We start from the raw sequence: 18,017 nt of genomic DNA, 5'->3' as shown, positions 1-18,017 counted from the left end.
GAGTTAAAAGATGTCAGCAAAAAGAAAAAATGCGTTAGGAAGAGGATTAGGAGCATTGCTTGATGATTCACCCTCAATGGATAAAACCATTAAAACAGGTGATCCCAATGAAATTGGTTCTATTAATGAAATCAGGCTCGATGAAATTGAGGTAAATCCATTTCAGCCGAGAACGGACTTCGATCAGGAAGCTTTACAAGAGCTCAGCGAAAGTATAAAAGTGCAAGGTATCATCCAGCCGATTACTGTCAGAAGATTAAGTAAAGGCAAATACCAGCTGATCTCTGGTGAACGTAGATTTCAGGCATCAAAGCTTGCAGGACTAGAAGCTGTTCCTGCGTATATACGTACAGCTGACGACCAGCAGATGCTGGAAATGGCGCTCATCGAAAACATACAAAGAGAGAACCTTAATGCCATTGAAATTGCACTGAGTTATCAAAGATTGTTGACAGAGTGTGATTTAAAACAAGAAGAATTAGGAGATAGAGTTGGTAAAAACAGAACTACAGTTAACAACTACCTAAGACTACTTAAACTCCCACCGGACATTCAAGCTGCTATTAGAGACAAGCGAATTTCAATGGGACATGCCAGGGCACTCATCGGTGTGGAAGATGTGAGCATTCAGCTAGATATCTTCAAAAAGATCATAAGCCAGGATTTATCGGTTCGTAAGGTTGAAGAACTAGTAAGGCAAGAAGGTAGTACAAAAAAAGTAGCTCAAAAAGAGCCACAGGAAACCAGCAAAGAGATTATTAATCTTCAGCATAAACTTACCTCTCACTTTGGCACGAAAATTCAGGTGAAATCGGATGGTAAAAAAGGGGAAATCAAAATACCTTTTGTTTCCGTTGATGACTTAAACCGAATTCTTGAGATTTTAGATGTCTGATGAAGTTTCTAGCTCTATTTACTTTCATACTATTTTCCATCATTGACTCGTTTGGTCAGCTCACTCCCCCATCGGTTAATCCTGATTCTTCCCGAAATGATGATGAGATTATTGTTGAGAGTGATAAGGAAATAAACATTGAAGAAATAGAGACCTATGCAGATAAGTTTGTTCCGCGTAAAGCTTCATTATATTCAGCTATTTTCCCTGGTGGCGGACAAATCTATAACAAGAAATACTGGAAGCTACCGATTGTATATGGTGGTCTGATTTTCTTTGGAGCAACTGCCAATTTTTATCACAATGAGTACACTGATTTCAGAGGTCAGTTATTTCAACTTTTACAGGATGATAATTTCACTCCCCCATCAGGTGCCAATGAGGCTCAGTTGAGATCAGCTATTGACAAAGCGAGAAGAGAAAGAGATTATTACATGATACTAACTGGCATTTTCTATTTGCTTCAAATTCTGGATGCTCATATAGATGCGCACTTAAAGGAGTTTGAGCTTAACCCGGAATTGCGAGTTTCGGTTGACCCAATGCTCGAAAGAAATCAATTCTCCCGAAATAGTTTTAATACGGGACTGAGCCTTAAATTCAAATTCTAATGGACATTCTCCTTATTGGCTATGGAAAGATGGGCAAAGAAATTGAAGCCCTAGCTGTAGAAAGAAACCATACAATCGTTGGTAAAATATCAAAGACAAACGCATCTGATTTATCGAACTACAACTCTACTAATACTGATGTAGCCATAGAATTTTCCGAACCTGATTCGGCCTTTAAAAACCTGCAATATTGCGTAAATAACAACATTCCCGTATTGAGTGGAACTACCGGATGGTTAGATAAAAAGAAAGAAATTGAAACCTTAACGAAAGAAAAGGGAAGTACATTTTTTTATGCTTCTAATTACAGTATTGGAGTGAATTTATTCTTCCAACTGAATAAGCAACTGGCAGAGTTGATGAGCACTCAAAAACAATACAAAGCATCTATCAAAGAAATTCATCATACTCAGAAGAAAGATGCACCTAGTGGTACGGCTATTACTCTTGCTGAAGGTATTATAGAGAAAAGTGACTACAAAAATTGGTCGCTAGAAGAGAAATCGAATGAAATAATACCTATTGAGGCTGTTCGAGAAGATCCGGCTCCAGGCACGCATACCATCAAATACGCTTCTGAGATCGATGATATTGAAATTACTCATACAGCACACTCCAGAAAAGGATTTGCCATGGGAGCAGTATTAGTTGCTGAATGGCTACAGGATAAAAAAGGTGTGCTGAGCATGGCTGATTTTCTAAAAGATTTAAAAATTAACAATTGATGTAATAAAATCACTTTTAGTCATACTAGTGGTAAAATTGACAATATATGAACACAATTATACTCTCAGTAATTTTTGCTCCAATAATTATAAGCGCAGCAGTTGGATATTATAAATTATTCGAAAAAGCAGGAGTAGAAGGCTGGAAATCATTAATACCATTCTACAACTATTATGTGCATTTACAAATAATAGGCAGACCTTGGTGGTGGATTTTTTATATTTTCATACCAATTGTTAACGTATTTGTAGCTGCAGGAATACATATTGATTTAGCCAACTGTTTTGGAAAAACAAGTCTCAAATCTCATTTCTTAATGATTGTTGCTGGCTTTATCTATATGCCATATATGGCTTTCGATAAGAATGTTAAATATATAGGACAACTTGATACGTTGCCAGAACAAAAAAAATCTAAATCTAGAGAATGGGTAGAAGCAATAACTTTTGCAGTGGTTGCAGCTACACTTATCAGGTGGCTAGTTATGGAGGCTTTCACCATCCCTACTCCATCTATGGAGAAATCGCTATTGGTTGGTGATTTTCTATTCGTAAGTAAATTCCACTACGGTACTAGAACACCTAAAACACCATTACAAGTACCTTTAACGCATCAGAAAATCTGGTTAACGGATATTCCTTCGTATGTGGATTGGATCCAATTGCCACAATACCGACTACCAGGATTTACAGACGTGAAACAAAATGACGTGGTGGTTTTTAATATCCCTCCAATTCACTTGAATGAGGGTATTGACTATCCAATTGACCTCAAAACCAACTACATTAAAAGATGCGTGGGTTTACCCGGTGATACTTTGAAAATTGAAGACAAGCAGATATTTATTAATGGCAGTGCAATTGAAAACCCTGACCAAATGCAGTACTCCTATCTTGTGTTTTCAACGAATGTATTGAGCCAGCGTGTATTGGATAAGTTTGATATCCCTGAAATTCAGCTGCTATCAAATGACCCACCAGTACAACTATTGTATTTAACAAGTGAGCAGGTTGAAGGACTAAGTAAGGAATCATATGTGAAAGAAATAAGAGCGGCATCTAACAATCCATTTAAGCGATTTGAACCATACAATGAAGGTGAGTTGGATAATGGAATATTTCCAAATGACCCTGAGCTATTCCCATGGAATGCTGATTGGTATGGACCTATCGTAATGCCTGCAGAAGGAATGACTATTCCTATCAACAAAATTACACTCGCTACTTATGGCGATGCCATTACTCTCTATGATCACACTGAAAATGCTGTGATTAGAGATGGGAAATTATTTATTGATGGCCAGGAAGTAACTGAATACACCTTTAACCAGAATTACTACTTTATGATGGGTGATAACCGCCATAATTCTCTTGATTCCCGTTACTGGGGCTTTGTGCCTGAAGACCACATTGTAGGAAAAGGCTTCTTTATATGGCTTTCATTAGATGCTAATAAGAGTTTCTTCAACAAAGTAAGATGGACGAGATTTTTTAATTTGATTGAGTAGCATTAGTTCAATGTTTAAAGTTCTACGTTTTATGTTCGAAGTTTAATGTGCCTATTTTTAAGCAATAAACATCGAACATAGAACTTTGAACAATAATCTACCACCTCACCAGTTCCTTCCCATTATCCTTCAAATACTCATTCGCTCGGCTAAATGGTCTGCTTCCAAAAAAGCCTCTGTCCGCTGCAAATGGTGATGGATGAGCCGATTTGATAACAAAGTGCTTACTGGCATCGATGATTTCTCCTTTCTTTTGGGCATAAGCACCCCATAGAATGAAAACAACATTTTCTTTTTCCTCCGAAACAGTTCTTATAACTGCATCAGTAAACTCTTCCCAGCCCTTCTTTTGATGAGAACCAGCTGTATTTGCACGCACGGTCAGTGTTGCATTGAGTAACAGCACTCCTTGCTCGGCCCATCGTTCCAGATTCCCTGATTCCCTGATATCAATGCCCAAGTCTGATTTTAGCTCTTTAAAAATATTAAGCAAAGAAGGTGGTTTCCGTATACCATCGGCCACTGAAAAACATAAGCCATTGGCCTGTCCCGGGCCATGGTAAGGGTCTTGTCCAATTATTACTACTCGGGTATTATCAAAGCTGCAATGATCAAAAGCGTTGAAAATAAGCTTACCGGGTGGATACACTGTATGGTTCTGATATTCGGATTTAACGAACTGTGCAAGACTTTTGAAATACTCTTTTTCAAATTCATTATTCAACTTTTCTTTCCAAGAGCTCTCAATTTTTACTTCCATATTCTTTACTATTCCAATATTTTAGAATTAAATTTAAAACTAATCGATAAATTGAGGTGTTTTACAATTGTTAATAAAGAAAATGGTTACTGAAATTACTGCAGGCGTAAAAGTCAGTGTAGAAACTGAATATCAGCCGGCTTACTCAAGCCCGAGCCAGTACCATTATGTTTTCACCTATCGTGTAACAATTGAAAACCAAAGTGATAGCACACTACAATTGCTTCGAAGAAAATGGGAAATCTACGATGCAGCCCTCACTATGCGCGAAGTGGAAGGTGAAGGAGTAGTTGGTCAGCAGCCTATTTTAGAGCCCGGTCAATATCATCAATATGTTTCGGGTTGTAACCTTAAATCGGGCATCGGTAAAATGAAAGGGGAATTTCTTATGGAAAAACTTGTTGATGGCAACCGCTTTAGTGTTGCAATACCTCAATTTACTATGGTGGCTCCTTTTAAACTGAATTAATTTCTGAAATTGTCTTTCCTACACCAATTCAAAAGTCTAATCTCCTATTGGCTTAACGAGGAAAATGAGCACTCATTGCATAGCCCATTTGTCTATGATTTATATCAAAAGGTAATTAAGAAAAAGCCATTAGCGAAAAGCTGCTATGAAAAAATCGAACAAGTGCGAACCCAATTTTTGAATAGTGACAAAGAAATTGAACTGACAGATCTAGGTTCTAAGTCAACACTTAAAGGTTCGAATAAAATATCAACCATAGCTTCGCAGGGAATCACTAAAAGAAAATACTGCCATTTTTTAGATCGGCTAGCAGATTATTTGGAAGCAAAAAACATTGTGGAGCTAGGCACTTCTTTAGGCATTAACACACTCTACCTAAGCTGCGAAGCATCTAGAAAAGTAACAACCTTTGAAGGTAATCCGTCTCTGGTAGCTATTGCTCAGGCTGTATTTGAAGGTAATAAGCGAAATAATGTATCTACTATTGAAGGAGATATTAATGATACCCTTCCCAAATATTTACAGCAGGCCTCAGGTATTGATATGGTTTATTTTGATGCCAACCACACCTATGAGGCTACGATGAACTATTTTAAGCTAATTCGAAAGAAATGTAAGGATAAGGCGTGTTTGGTATTTGATGACATTCACAGAAATGCTGAAATGGAAAAGGCCTGGAAGGATATAAAAGACGATTTCGAGGTAACGCTTAGCATTGATTTATTCCAGTTTGGGTTGATATTCGTTGATCCTGAAATAAGAAAACAAAATCACATTTTAACTTTTTAGAGCATCGGCACAAAAAAGAAAATATTGTGGATAGTGGGTGTGATGCTGTTTTTGTTTTATGGATTGCCCAATATTATCAATTTTAGAGAAAGGCAGCATTTCTCCTCCACACACCATTTAGAAGAGGCACAAGAATTAAACTTACAGGACACTACGTCATATACTAAAATCAATGCGAGTGATTTTTATGATAGAGGTTGGTTAGTCAATACTTTGTTTGGAAGTCATTATAGGGAAGTATGGAGCACCCAAGTGTTACTGCCAGTTCTTCATGAATTAGATACCTTTCAATTTCATAAAGTGGGTGGCGGCATGCAAACAACCAGCATTGAGGTTCGCGATAGTGACAAACGAAGTTTCACCCTGCGCACATTGGATAAAGATCAGGCTAAAGTATTGCCCCAATGGCTCTACCCTTCTGCATTAAGACTATTATTACGTGATCAAACTTCAGCGTTAAATCCTTTTGGTTCAGAGGTAGTAGCAGGGTTTTCTGAAGCTTTAGGAATTTATCATACATCACCAAAAGTGGCGTATGTTCCTTACAACATTCAATTTCATGATAGCATCAATCATTTTCTTGCCGGAAAAGCTGTTGTTTTTGAAGAAGAACCAGGATCAAAATGGAAAAACAAACCCAGGTTTAATAACCCAAAGGATATATTAAACACGGAAGAGCTCTTTGAGTTGCTCAGCAGCAGAGAAAATAACTATGCATTTGATACTCTGGCTTTTTTAAAGTGCAGATTATTCGACCTATTAATTAGCGATTGGGACAGACATGGTGGGCAATGGAAATGGGTTTTAGAGCACGATTCCATAACTCAATCTATTAAGCCTTTTCCCATTGACAGAGACATGGCTTTCTGCCGATTTGATGATGGATTGGTGAATAAATTGGTAGTTTCAGTTACCAACAAGTTTAAATCATTTAGAAAAGGAGAAAGCATTTTTAGCATAGCTAAGAAAACGAATGACTTGGATTCTGTATTCTTAAAGAATTTGCCGCAAGACTACTTTTTAACTTCATCACAGTTGATCAAAGAGACATTGAGTGATTCATTAGTTCATTCAACTTTCACGCAAAGGTATCCTGCAGAAGTCTATGAATTAATTGGAGAAGAACACACCGAAGTTCTGCAATACCGATTGCACTTGCTGGATTCAGCCGCCATTTTATTCAAAAAACACATTGATATGATGTAAAATACCTAATAATGGGTATTGTACTGATCTAATTTTTGAGATAAGTTTCATCTTAAAAAAGACATGTTCTTTGTAAATAAAAATGTGAAGGTTATTAATTGGATAGAAGACTATTACGAAGGTAAAGTAAACTCCATACCTTACAGCGCAGGAGAAGTGGAAAAGGCCATTAATTACACAAAAAAATACAGGAGCGATTACCCTGATGAGGTCATTGAAAAATTACGCACGGTCAAGGTGATGTTAGATAACGCCTAACTACTTAATGTAAACCGTTTTAATATTTACGAATTCCTTAATTCCGAAAGGGCCTAACTCCCTGCCAAACCCACTGCCTTTTATACCTCCAAATGGTAGTCGAGGGTCAGATTTTACAAAATCGTTGACAAAGCAACTGCCCGATTGAATTTCTTCTCTGGCAATTTTTTTCCCTCTCTCAACATTTTTTGTAAAAACAGCTGCGCCAAGTCCAAAGAAACTATCATTGGCAATACTAATGGCCTCTTTTTCGCTACTGGCTTCAATAATACTGGCCACTGGCCCGAAAAGCTCTTCGTGATATGCAGGTGAACCCCATTTCACATCTGTTAATACTGTTGGTGCATAATATGCTCCTTTACCATCTTTTAGCTCCCCACCCATTAATAAAGTGGCTCCCATTTCAATACTTTTAACTACCTGGTCATGTAGTTCATCCCGCAAATCTTTTCTCGCCATTGTTCCCAGATCTACATCATTAAATGGATCGCCAAAAGTGTATTGTTTCATATTAGAAACTACCTGTTTTTCGAACTCCTCTTTGATGCTACTCACTACTATGAACCGCTTGGCTGCAATGCAGCTTTGGCCATTATTTATCAATCTACTGGTTACGCATGTCTTAGCCGCTAGTTCAATGTCCGCATCTTCGAGCACTATATAAGGATCGCTGCCACCTAATTCTAACACCGATTTCTTAATATGCTTACCTGCTATAGATGCTACCGATTTACCCGCAGGTGTGCTACCTGTTAAAGTAACTGCCTGAACATGTTCATTGCTTATGATGGATTCAACCTGATCTGAATTGATGATGAGAGTTTTAAATAAGTCTTTAGGGAAACCAGCATCAGTTATTACATCTTCTATAGCCAAGGCACAGCCAGTTACATTTGAAGCATGTTTTAATACCGCTCCGTTGCCCGCCATTAAAGCCGGAGCCAGAAATCTAAATACCTGCCAAAACGGAAAATTCCAAGGCATTACTGCCAAAACAACCCCCAATGGTTGATATGATACTAGGCTCTCGGTAGCGTCTGATTCAACATGAAGATCCGAAAGCATTTCCTCCCCTTGTTCTGCATAATATTCACAAACCCAGGCACACTTTTCAATTTCACTTTCGCCATCCTTGAGCACCTTTCCCATTTCAGATGCCATTAATTGGGCATAATCTGACTTACGCTTTCTTAAAATTTCTGCAGCTTTTACTAAGCATAGGGCACGCTCAGAATACGAAACCTTGCGCCAGCTTTCATAAGCCAAATGGCTCTTGGAAATATATTCCTTTACCTCTTTGGAAGTATGTTCCTTATATTCCTTTATGACTTGATCTGTTGCGGGATTGATTGATTTGACGCTCATAGTATCATTTTAATAAATGCACCCAACCTTTGCAAGTAGTTTCATCTGTAATTATGGCTTCGAAATAGTATAGGCCGGCAGGTTCAGTAGCTCCATCCCAAGTATCCTGATAATCTTCATTCTCATACACTAACCTGCCCCATCGGTTATAAACTTTGAGATCTACCTGAGTGCCAGAAACAATTTCAAACACATCATTATCTCCATCATCATTAGGAGTAAATACATTTGGCACTTTTATCGTACTGATGTCGATGAGCTCACTTTTTTCATATACACAGAACTCTTTTCTTCCAATAAGCTTCACTTCATAAGTTCCATCCTCTTGATAGTTATAAAGAAACTCTTCCAAATCAGAGGTGTTACCATCGCCTAAAGACCATTGATATACATCTCCTTCATTCATCTCACTTGTATTCTTTAAACCAAGTACTGACCTGCTAAAGCAATCTGTTTCCTTTTGATAGTCAAAGTCTACGTCAACGCTTGGCACAACTTCTACCCGAACTGTATCGGTGGCATTACAGCCTAGATCATCCGTGATGGTTACATTGTATACTGTAGTTGCTTCCGGGCTTACCTCTGGACTTTTTTCTTCAGATTGAAAAGTAGCATCTCTACTTATCCAGAAATAGTTGACACCGCCATTAGCGTTGAGTTCTATAGAGCTTCCTTCACAAATGGCCTGGTTATCAATTACAGTAAAAGCTGGTGTATTTACTCTAACATTAACAGAAGTAATATCCTCGCCAATGCAGGTTGTAGGGTCGATCGCCTTTAACGTTACGCGATAGAAACCTGCACGCTTATATTGGTGAAAAAATGTGGCTGTATCAGAAGTATTAATAAAAGTGCCATCACCTAAATCCCATTCGTAATCTACACCTCCTATACTTAAATTCTGAAAAGCTATTTCATCAGGAAAGCAGATATTTTCAATACCCGGTTTATCTAATGTAATACTGTTAGTTCGAATACGAGCCCTTAGCGTGGCTAAATCAAACTTAAAGGCAGCGTTATTGCAATTTGGACTGTTGTTAGTGTTAGACCAAGCGCCTTCGGTAGTTGGAAAATCAGAAACGCCACCACACCCAGCACAAACGGCATGGTATACAAATCCTCTTTTATCAAAACGACTCGTTCCACCATCAACATGTGTATTAGATTGATTACCTCCCAGATAAGTGGCATATAATAAGCTGCTGAGATCAGAAGAAATGGTCATTAAATAAAAGTCGGAGCCACTTGTTACTGACTGAAATGCATCATTGGTGATGGGCATATTTGTAGTGCCTCCACCGATGTATGGTGTCCCATTTGTACCACCACCCCAACCGCTGATATAGATATTGTCGCAATCATTAACTAAAAATGCTGTAGGCGAAATGTCAGGCGCATCCCCTGGGGCTCCAAATTTGGTCGAAGCTATTAAAGTCGTTAAATCGCTATTCCATTTCTGAATAAACTGGCCACCTCCGGAAGTAAATACGCCTCCCACCACTGGAAACGAGCCGGCAGATTGCCCATATGTGTAAATATTATCATCAATATCTAAATCAACAAAATAGAGTTGATCGTACTGTCCGGTACCTATGTAAAAACCAGTGTCCAAGGCATAAGTAGTCCCATCAATAATGGCCAGCCAACCATCGATATTACCAAAACTGGTGGATGAGAAATTAGTATGGTTATTCGCAATGTTTGATGATTGAGTGCCGCCTCCAAATATTATTTTACCTGTACTGCTTTCCTTAACTGTATAAGCAGCATCCATATCCGTACCTCCGAAATACGATGAAAAGTTGAGTGTGTTGAGATCTGGGGATAATTCAAACAATACAGCATCTGTAGTGTCACTTGCGTTAAATGGTTGCAGAGCGTTCAGGACTGGAAAATCTGAAGATAAGGTCTTTGAAGCAACTAATACATTACCATTTGAACGTATGAAGATATCACCTCTTGATTGATCTCCATAATTTGCAGTAAGCGGATCACCAACTGACATTAATCCATCATTATCACTTCCCCCAATAAAGGTGGAAGACAGTAGATTTTGGCCGTCTGCACTTAATTTTGAAATAAAAATATCAGTGCCGTTTTCAAAAAATAGGTTATCACCTTCTGACCCAAACGCAAGTGATTTTTCACCTCCATTAAAAGTAGAGCTAAAGGCGTTATTCGTAGGGAATGATGTTGAACTTGTAACACCCATGATCAACAATTCATTATTACCGTTTACTACCATACTTTGAGGCACTTCTGAATGTTCGCCTCCTAAATAGGTGGCATACAACGCATTTTGACCTAATGAATCATATTTAATGATTGCTACGTCCCAAAAACCAGCGCTACTAATTTGATAAGCACCTGAAGAAGCTGGAAAATTTCCTCCGCTATAATGATTTGTGATACCTCCAGAATACAAATTACTATTACTATCAAAAGTGGCTGTATTTCCCCAGTTATCTGCAGTCGATCCTGAATAAGTAGAGAAAATAAGTGTTGGATCAATAATTAAATCATAGCATGGATCATATTTATCAATTAAATCAAAAGAGAGAATATTATTCTCCAAATGAAAAAGGCTGCGTACTTCTACTTTTTGCCCATCTATTATTTGATAGGTGTACGGCTTTGTTTCAACTACCTTACTAACTGAAGTGATTAGGTTCAAATTACCCGATCCATCAATAAACGATTCACTCAAGCCACCCAACGCTATTCGAATATCTTCTGGTGTTCCATTAGGATGCACAATAAAATCATAGCGAATGGTACCCTCGGTTTTTGCATATCGATAATCAATTTCTGCATAAATATCTTGAAAGACTATTTCATTGAACTCTCTTGCTCCACTCACCCAGTTCGATTTATCTCCAAAAAAATATGAATGAAGTGTAGGTTCGGGTTGATAACCAGTTACCGTTGTATAAGGATTCGCATTGATGAAGCTCCAATTATAAGCATGTCCATTGACCATGTTGGACCCTGATTCATCCAATGACTGTTCAATCGCATCATTAGTGTGATGTTTGTGATAGTCAAAATCTGTAAACTCATACATTAATCCAGATTTTGAGAAGAAAACCCGACCACCAGGTATATTTCCAACAAACTCAAACTGTTCAGGGTACTGGCCTTTGTTCTCAATCAGCTTAATTTGAGCATGTGCTAAAACTGAGATCGATAATAAAAAAATAAGTGTGCAACCTTTAAAAGATAGCATAGAATTAGCATTTACATGGTTTTATTCCGACTAATTCAACCATAGAAATATTAAAGATACATAAGTCAGACCTCTTTTCTCAGTACTTCCAAAGGCGATCTGTTGATTATACTTCGGGTATTTAACCAGCCTACAATAACTGTAAGGCCAATAATTGCTAACCAAATATAGATAAGACTCAGATAGTCAGGCAGGAAGATTACTTCAAAGAAAAATGTTGCCAGCAAAAATCCGGATAGCAAAGAGAGTGTTAGGCCTGTAAGTCCTGCGAAAAAGCCCAGGTATATATATTCTAAGATGGTCATTCGCACAATTTGTTTGCTGACAGCACCAATGGTTCTAAGTAACACGTTCTCACGTAGTCTTAAATACCTGCTGTTAGTTACGGCTCCGGCCAATACTACCAGTCCGGTAAGCACACTAAACAATGCCATAAAACGAATAACAAATGAAACCTTATCAAAAAACTCGTTGATGGTTGAAAGTATTAAACTTAAATCAATCAATGATACATTTGGAAATAACGCTACTAGCTGCCGCTGATATTGGCTGGCTACACTCTGCGCATCTATTCTGGTAGTAAGAACAAAAATCTGCGGTGCTTCTTCCAGTACTCCATTCGGAAAAACAAAAATGAAGTTTGGAGGGTCTACTGGCCAATCCACATCTCTAATACCACTGATATAAGTCGTAATCGGAATTCCCTGAACATCAAAAACGATGGTATCTCCTACTCCAACCTCCAGATTTTCATGCATACCTTTGGAGATGGTGACATAAATGGAATCATTGGAAATATGCTGTAGCTTTCCTTCAACCAATTCTTCTGAGGTATGTATTGAATCTCGATACGTAACTCTATACTCACGTGTAATCGCCCAGTTTGGTATGGCATCTGTCGTATCATTCTGAATATCGGAAATGGTTTTCCCATTAATTGTACTGATGCGACACGTGACAATAGGAACCACTTGTTTAGGCTCTAAGTTGTTTTCTTTTGTGAGTTTGATAACTCCCTCTTTCTGAGAAGGTTGAATATCAAAAAGTATGGTGTTCGATTGGTTTTTATCACCCACAAACTCTACCTGATTGAGTAAACTGCTTTGCGCAATATTTAAAGTAGATATTAAAAAAGCTCCTAACCCAATGACCACTACTAGCACCAAAGTCTGATTATTCGGTCTGTATAAATTGGCCAAGCTCTGCTTCCAGACAAACCCCCAATTGGACGGGAAAAATCGTTTTACCAAATACATAATCGACCAGCCAACACCAGACAATGCTGCAAATGCCACTAAAATACCCAGAAAGAAAAACAGGCCTACTTCAAGGCTATCCGACTGGTAAGCTGCAAATAGCAATGGGAAGAGTATAATTAGAACCGTTACAAATACACGTGATTTTGAAAAGTTTTTTAAGGGCTCAAAGCCAGACCTCAATACTGCGAGAGGTGGAATGAATCGAATGGCCAATAACGGCAAGGCCGAAAACAGAATTCCTATTATTAGACCTAACAAAAGACCCTCGCCAATAGCCGGCCAAGCCAATTGCATATCTAAATCGAGCGGAATAAACTCTTGCAATAACGATGGCAACACATACTGAATGGCAACCCCTAACACCACCCCAAGAAAACTGCCGATAAAGCCTGTTACTACTGCCTGAACAAAGAATATATTAAATGACTGCCAGCCAGAAGCACCAATGCACCTTAAAACAGCCACTGACTCTTTCTTTTCCTTCACATAAATATGAACAGAGCTAGCAACACCTATACAGCCTAGAATTAGGGCAACAAATGCTAGTAGGTTAAAGAATCTGTAAAGGTTTTTAAATCCATCTCCTAAATTATCTTTTCTTCCCTCGACCGTCTCCACCCAATGCCCATACTTTTTTGCCAACGGCTCCAAGCTCGCTACGGCACTTTCTATCTGGGCAGGGTCATTAACTTTGAAATATATTTTGTAATTAACCCGGCTGCCATATTGCACTAAACCGGTAGAATCTAAATACTTTGAATTTATATATACCGAAGGTGTGAATGTAGAAGAAATGCCGCCTCCTCCAGGTATTTTAGACACCTCACCTGCCACTTTAAAAGTGAGCTTACCAACTTTTATCGAGTCATCACCAGATACATCGTATTGAGCCATGAGGTTAGCATCCATCATAGCATATTGGCCAGATTTCATCAACTCGTAAGCATTATTGGGCAGTGTTTCCAGTTCACCATAAAAAGGAAAATCACCATCTAGCGCTACTACCCGTACAAGCCGAACACCGGAGGTACTGGTCATGAACTGAACCATAGAAGCAAGGCTAGACTCACCCGCAACCTGTACCGGCAAAGTATCGAAGGTATTAAGTATCTCTTCTTCAAAGAGCTTATTTCCATTTAATACAAAATCAGCACCTACTAGCTCTCTGGCCTGGCTATCGATACTTCTTTGAAGGTTGATGTTGAAGGAGTTGATAGAAACTAATGCAGCAATACCAATAATCACCGAACTAATAAAGAGTAATAGTCTCATGGGGTTATTTCGAGCATCGCGATAAGCCATGCGCCACACCCATGGGTCGTTAAATAAGTTTTTCTTATCTCTGTTAATCTTGATTTTATATTCCATCAGGCAACAACAGATTTTTGATCATCAACGAGTTTTCCGCCTTTTATTTTGAGTATTCGCTCAGTTTTTGATGCCAATTCAAGGTTGTGAGTTACCATCACCAAAGTGGTGCCTTGCTGCTTATTCAAATCAAATAGTAATGCTTCTACTTGTGCCGCAGTTTCTTCATCTAAATTGCCCGTAGGTTCATCAGCAAACAGAATTTTTGGATCTGTAATAAATGCTCTCGCAATGGCTACACGCTGTTGCTCACCGCCAGATAGTTGAGAAGGATAATGATCGGTCCTATCTCCCAAACCCACACGTGTTAGTAAATCTATGGCCTTTTCTCTATACCCTTTTTCTCCTCTCAATTCCAATGGAACCGTTACATTCTCTAAGGCTGTAAGTGTTGGCAGCAACTGAAAATTCTGAAATACAAATCCTATATACTGATTCCTTGTAAAGGCTCTGTCATCCTCATCCAGTGCATTTAGTTTAATACCATTTAATGAAACTGTTCCGCTCGTTGCCACATCCAGTCCGGCACATAACCCTAGCAAGGTAGTTTTACCACTCCCCGATGGACCCACAATGGTGGCTGTAGAACCTTCCTCAATATCAAATGATACATTATCCAGCACAGTGAGCTCCCTGTTTCCTGACTTGAACGTTTTAGTTAAATTTTCAACTGATAGAATATCTGCCATATTTGTATAACACGAATTAATCGAATGCGTTTAGTTTACTAATATCTATCTTTTTACGTGGTTAGCTAATTTTGTTTACGTATTAACAGATTTTTTAATTTTAGGCATCTTAATTGTACCGTTAGAGGCATGGCAAAATATTATTTCATTCTCCTAAGCACTTTACTTTGTGCTTTTGCAAATCCATTAAATGAGAAAAAAACAATTCTTTTTTATGGAGATAGCTTAACTGCAGGTTATGGTTTGTCTAAAGAGCAAGCCTTCCCCGCATTAATCGAGGAAAAATTAAATGATGGCTCAAAAGAATATGAAATTATAAATGCAGGATTAAGTGGAGAAACAACTGCTGGTGGACTTAATCGGTTGGATTGGATTTTAAAAAAGCCTGTAGACATTTTTGTTCTGGAACTTGGTGCGAATGATGGACTGCGTGGTCTGCCATTAGATCAAACGAAGAAGAATCTACAGGCAATTATTGATAAAGTAAAGGCCAAAAACCCAGATGTTCAGCTTGTAATTGCAGGTATGATGGTGCCGCCCAACCTGGGTGAAGAGTATTCCAATGAGTTTAGAAGCATCTTCCCTCAACTTGCACAGAAAAACGATGCAATATTAATACCCTTTTTGCTAGATGGTGTTGCCGGTAATGAACACCTGAACCTGGCTGATGGAATTCACCCGAATGTTGATGGTCATAAAATTGTAGCAGAGACCGTTTTGAATGCGATAAGGCCAATTCTTTAATTATAAAAGAGAATAAAGTATTGATGTAAATGCAAAGAATGCATAAGTTTGCGACTTCATTTAAATAATGGCGCTGTGGCCGAGTGGCTAGGCAGAGGTCTGCAAAACCTTCTACAGCGGTTCGAATCCGCTCAGCGCCTCTAAAACCTCACTAATTCAGTGAGGTTTTTTTGTTTTTAGTTGGTTAAGCTTGCTAAGACTTTTTCAAAGTGTTGTGATATTTTAGAACTACAGGTTTTTACCAGGCTTCTTAAATCCACTTAAAATATATTTCCATCCATTTATAGCATCGGCTACAGTGTTATTCAAAGGATAATTTTGGATGGTATGATGTTTATTTAGGTGTTTGATCAAACTAATAACCCATAGTAACCATGTGATAAAGAGGAATAAACTTCCTGCAAGAAAGAACAAGCCCAAAATCTTGCTAAAGTTTGCCGAATCTTCCTGCGAACCCATGATAAGCTTTCCATTCACTCTTAACTTTTCAATTGTATTCTTAGGGGCCTCTATCTCAATTTGATTGGTAACACTTGACTGACTTAGTGAAAGTGGTAGTGACGAAGTCCAGTCAGCAGGAAGTGGATTGATTAAAATTTCATTTAGAATGTCTGCTAACGTATTTATACTGGTAAAACTCTTCACATAATGTTTATTATTTGCATAAATATCTAATAGATAAACATGCCCTTGATTAATGCTGGTAATTTCGATCCCTGATACATTTATTTTCTTGAAATTTTCGGTGCTCGCATTAAATAAAATAGTACCCATCTTATAAGTAAGAAATATGGCCATTATACCTATAGATAGTCGTAATATAATATTTATTGATTTGGTCATATCTAATTTAGATGGAAGAGAAAATATGTAAAATATTATCTTGAGTGTGTACGAACATTCTCGTTTCACTCACTTGAATACTTCCTATTGCTCCATTTTTCGGTTCAAAATCATACTTATAAACCAGTTCCTTTTTATCCCAATCTAACACACCCAATTTTGCTTTGATATCACCAATTGATTGGGTAAAGTAGAACCTACCATTTATCACATCACAGCGATGGTCATGAATACTATGAAATCCATTTTCTGAAACTATTTTATGACAATCCCATTGCTCAAGCTCTAGAGTTTTGGTATTGATCCTACAAAGTACATTCTGAAATTTTGTTGTATAGATATAATCACCATTTTTAAAAATCTCATAGCTCTCTGTATCAAACTTTTTTAAGACGGTTCCTGTCAGAATATCCAATACAAAAATCCCCCTGTTCTCATTGCCATCAATTCCAAAAAATAATTTGTCATCACTACTTAAAACCCGACTATGCAAGTTCGCTTTTTCAGCACTCGTAAGATCTGTAAATGTTTGTTGCCAAAGATTACCTTTATCTAAAGAATAAGACTTTATTTCGTTATCATTTGTCGAAATTAGATTTCTTTGCTTTGATAGCACCCGTGGCTGAGCGCCCCCAAAATCAGCAAGCCATTTAATATCTTTTAAAGAAAAATTAAATACACCATACTTGATTTCTTCTTTCTCATAATCAATGGATTTCACCAATAATTCCTCATAATCTATTATAAGTACCATTAAGGTATTTTCTTCAAAAACTGGCTCTATTTTGCCTTCTGAGTAAAATTGAGTTTCATTGATTAAATAACCATCCCTCCACGCTTCTGCAATTTCTACCCTGTTTTTCAACAATTCTTCTTTTATCCCTCCTTCATAAATACTTAATAATTTATGTGAATTCAGAAAGCTAAAACTAGACCCTGATAATTGACTAATAAACCTCCAAACACCAGATATTTCATTGGTTTTTTGCATCATTTAAATACTGAATTATAATTAGCTTCAGAATTAAATTTATTATTGAATCTATCTACATAATTCGTAGAATTCATAAATTCATCATTTGGGTAAAAGCTCTTTATTTTATCATATCCCAAATTTTCAATACTAGATTTATTCTCCGTCATCCATTGTACTAATTTTTCCTTAGTAAACTCAGTCCCTTCCGTTCTCCATTGTATTTCATCCAAACTATTCGCATTAAATAAATCCCTTAACTGACACAAGTTTACAACTTGAGTCATCTTATGATCAGGGGTTTGCAACCCGCATTTTTTGTTTGCGCT

At 37.7% G+C, this 18,017-nt stretch carries 17 protein-coding genes and 1 tRNA gene; 10 read left to right on the top strand and 8 right to left on the bottom strand.

Going from position 1 to position 18,017, the window contains the following annotated elements:
- Positions 1-10: 10 nt before the first annotated feature.
- Genes JR347_RS10970 through lepB form a run of 4 tightly spaced genes read left to right on the top strand, consistent with a single transcriptional unit; the run spans position 11 to position 3,739 of the window.
- A complete protein-coding gene (locus tag JR347_RS10970) occupies positions 11-895 on the top strand; it encodes a ParB/RepB/Spo0J family partition protein (RefSeq protein ID WP_205720649.1) in 885 nt (294 codons plus the stop codon).
- Entirely contained in the window at positions 895-1,506 is a 612-nt protein-coding gene (locus JR347_RS10965) for a DUF5683 domain-containing protein (RefSeq protein WP_205720648.1), read from the top strand. The genes JR347_RS10970 and JR347_RS10965 overlap by 1 nt, the downstream gene beginning before the upstream one ends.
- Positions 1,506-2,231, top strand: coding sequence for a 4-hydroxy-tetrahydrodipicolinate reductase (dapB, locus tag JR347_RS10960; protein ID WP_205720647.1), 726 nt, complete (start codon positions 1,506-1,508; stop codon positions 2,229-2,231). The genes JR347_RS10965 and dapB overlap by 1 nt, the downstream gene beginning before the upstream one ends.
- A gap of 47 nt (positions 2,232-2,278) precedes the next feature.
- Positions 2,279-3,739, top strand: coding sequence for a signal peptidase I (gene lepB, locus JR347_RS10955; protein WP_317192598.1), 1,461 nt, complete (start codon positions 2,279-2,281; stop codon positions 3,737-3,739).
- A 97-nt stretch (positions 3,740-3,836) separates the two neighbouring features.
- Here the strand turns inward: lepB and JR347_RS10950 are convergent, their stop codons facing one another.
- Positions 3,837-4,499 (bottom strand): uracil-DNA glycosylase, encoded by a 663-nt coding sequence (locus JR347_RS10950; RefSeq protein WP_205720646.1) that lies wholly within the window; start codon positions 4,497-4,499, stop codon positions 3,837-3,839.
- An 82-nt stretch (positions 4,500-4,581) separates the two neighbouring features.
- Between JR347_RS10950 and apaG the strand changes: the two genes are divergently transcribed.
- The 4 genes from apaG to JR347_RS10930 all read left to right on the top strand — a co-directional run bounded on the left by apaG (position 4,582) and on the right by JR347_RS10930 (position 7,221).
- Positions 4,582-4,968: a Co2+/Mg2+ efflux protein ApaG gene (apaG, locus tag JR347_RS10945; RefSeq protein ID WP_205720645.1), complete on the top strand. Its 387-nt coding sequence runs from the start codon at positions 4,582-4,584 to the stop codon at positions 4,966-4,968.
- Between the two features lie 9 nt (positions 4,969-4,977).
- Complete coding sequence (locus JR347_RS10940) at positions 4,978-5,757, top strand: O-methyltransferase (protein ID WP_205720644.1); 780 nt, start codon at positions 4,978-4,980, stop codon at positions 5,755-5,757.
- A gap of 24 nt (positions 5,758-5,781) precedes the next feature.
- Entirely contained in the window at positions 5,782-6,963 is a 1,182-nt protein-coding gene (locus tag JR347_RS10935; RefSeq protein ID WP_205720643.1) for a hypothetical protein, read from the top strand.
- A gap of 63 nt (positions 6,964-7,026) precedes the next feature.
- Complete coding sequence (locus tag JR347_RS10930; RefSeq protein ID WP_205720642.1) at positions 7,027-7,221, top strand: hypothetical protein; 195 nt, start codon at positions 7,027-7,029, stop codon at positions 7,219-7,221.
- On the opposite strand, the gene JR347_RS10925 is transcribed toward JR347_RS10930, so the two are convergent.
- The 4 genes from JR347_RS10925 to JR347_RS10910 form a co-directional block, all read right to left on the bottom strand.
- A complete protein-coding gene (locus JR347_RS10925) occupies positions 7,222-8,586 on the bottom strand; it encodes an NAD-dependent succinate-semialdehyde dehydrogenase (RefSeq protein ID WP_205720641.1) in 1,365 nt (454 codons plus the stop codon).
- A gap of 4 nt (positions 8,587-8,590) precedes the next feature.
- The gene (locus JR347_RS10920) at positions 8,591-11,812 is read right to left on the bottom strand and encodes a DUF7948 domain-containing protein (RefSeq protein WP_205720640.1); all 3,222 of its coding nucleotides are present in this window, start codon (positions 11,810-11,812) and stop codon (positions 8,591-8,593) included.
- 65 nt (positions 11,813-11,877) lie between these two features.
- Positions 11,878-14,439, bottom strand: coding sequence for an ABC transporter permease (locus JR347_RS10915; protein WP_205720639.1), 2,562 nt, complete (start codon positions 14,437-14,439; stop codon positions 11,878-11,880).
- Entirely contained in the window at positions 14,439-15,128 is a 690-nt protein-coding gene (locus tag JR347_RS10910) for an ABC transporter ATP-binding protein (protein WP_205720638.1), read from the bottom strand. The genes JR347_RS10915 and JR347_RS10910 overlap by 1 nt, the downstream gene beginning before the upstream one ends.
- A gap of 129 nt (positions 15,129-15,257) precedes the next feature.
- On the opposite strand from JR347_RS10910, the gene JR347_RS10905 reads away from it, so the two are divergent.
- A complete protein-coding gene (locus tag JR347_RS10905; protein ID WP_205720637.1) occupies positions 15,258-15,872 on the top strand; it encodes an arylesterase in 615 nt (204 codons plus the stop codon).
- 69 nt (positions 15,873-15,941) lie between these two features.
- A tRNA-Cys gene (locus tag JR347_RS10900) sits at positions 15,942-16,012 on the top strand.
- Between the two features lie 88 nt (positions 16,013-16,100).
- Here the strand turns inward: JR347_RS10900 and JR347_RS10895 are convergent.
- From JR347_RS10895 to JR347_RS10885, 3 genes are read right to left on the bottom strand one after another with little or no spacing between them, the layout of a single operon-like run.
- Positions 16,101-16,715 carry a hypothetical protein gene (locus JR347_RS10895; protein ID WP_205720636.1) on the bottom strand — a complete coding sequence of 205 codons (615 nt, stop codon included), beginning with the start codon at positions 16,713-16,715 and terminating at the stop codon, positions 16,101-16,103.
- 7 nt (positions 16,716-16,722) lie between these two features.
- Positions 16,723-17,709 carry a hypothetical protein gene (locus JR347_RS10890; protein ID WP_205720635.1) on the bottom strand — a complete coding sequence of 329 codons (987 nt, stop codon included), beginning with the start codon at positions 17,707-17,709 and terminating at the stop codon, positions 16,723-16,725.
- Positions 17,706-17,975, bottom strand: a complete 270-nt coding sequence (locus JR347_RS10885) for a hypothetical protein (RefSeq protein ID WP_205720634.1) — start codon at positions 17,973-17,975, stop codon at positions 17,706-17,708. The genes JR347_RS10890 and JR347_RS10885 overlap by 4 nt, the downstream gene beginning before the upstream one ends.
- Positions 17,976-18,017: the final 42 nt, after the last annotated feature.

Source organism: Fulvivirga lutea (assembly GCF_017068455.1).
GTDB lineage: Bacteria > Bacteroidota > Bacteroidia > Cytophagales > Cyclobacteriaceae > Fulvivirga > Fulvivirga lutea.
The sequence above is the reverse complement of the archived record's forward strand: the minus strand, read 5'-3'. Positions and strand labels throughout refer to the sequence as shown.

Excerpts from the sequence above, each read along its gene's own strand:
- JR347_RS10910 (WP_205720638.1), bottom strand. The coding sequence starts at position 15,128 with ATGGCAGATATTCTATCAGTTGAAAATTTAACTAAAACGTTCAAGTCA.
- dapB (WP_205720647.1), top strand. The coding sequence starts at position 1,506 with ATGGACATTCTCCTTATTGGCTATGGAAAGATGGGCAAAGAAATTGAA.
- JR347_RS10970 (WP_205720649.1), top strand. The coding sequence starts at position 11 with ATGTCAGCAAAAAGAAAAAATGCGTTAGGAAGAGGATTAGGAGCATTG.
- JR347_RS10925 (WP_205720641.1), bottom strand. The coding sequence starts at position 8,586 with ATGAGCGTCAAATCAATCAATCCCGCAACAGATCAAGTCATAAAGGAA.
- JR347_RS10965 (WP_205720648.1), top strand. The coding sequence starts at position 895 with ATGAAGTTTCTAGCTCTATTTACTTTCATACTATTTTCCATCATTGAC.
- JR347_RS10920 (WP_205720640.1), bottom strand. The coding sequence starts at position 11,812 with ATGCTATCTTTTAAAGGTTGCACACTTATTTTTTTATTATCGATCTCA.
- JR347_RS10895 (WP_205720636.1), bottom strand. The coding sequence starts at position 16,715 with ATGACCAAATCAATAAATATTATATTACGACTATCTATAGGTATAATG.
- JR347_RS10930 (WP_205720642.1), top strand. The coding sequence starts at position 7,027 with ATGTTCTTTGTAAATAAAAATGTGAAGGTTATTAATTGGATAGAAGAC.
- JR347_RS10885 (WP_205720634.1), bottom strand. The coding sequence starts at position 17,975 with ATGACTCAAGTTGTAAACTTGTGTCAGTTAAGGGATTTATTTAATGCG.
- JR347_RS10905 (WP_205720637.1), top strand. The coding sequence starts at position 15,258 with ATGGCAAAATATTATTTCATTCTCCTAAGCACTTTACTTTGTGCTTTT.
- JR347_RS10915 (WP_205720639.1), bottom strand. The coding sequence starts at position 14,439 with ATGGAATATAAAATCAAGATTAACAGAGATAAGAAAAACTTATTTAAC.
- apaG (WP_205720645.1), top strand. The coding sequence starts at position 4,582 with ATGGTTACTGAAATTACTGCAGGCGTAAAAGTCAGTGTAGAAACTGAA.
- lepB (WP_317192598.1), top strand. The coding sequence starts at position 2,279 with ATGAACACAATTATACTCTCAGTAATTTTTGCTCCAATAATTATAAGC.
- JR347_RS10890 (WP_205720635.1), bottom strand. The coding sequence starts at position 17,709 with ATGATGCAAAAAACCAATGAAATATCTGGTGTTTGGAGGTTTATTAGT.
- JR347_RS10950 (WP_205720646.1), bottom strand. The coding sequence starts at position 4,499 with ATGGAAGTAAAAATTGAGAGCTCTTGGAAAGAAAAGTTGAATAATGAA.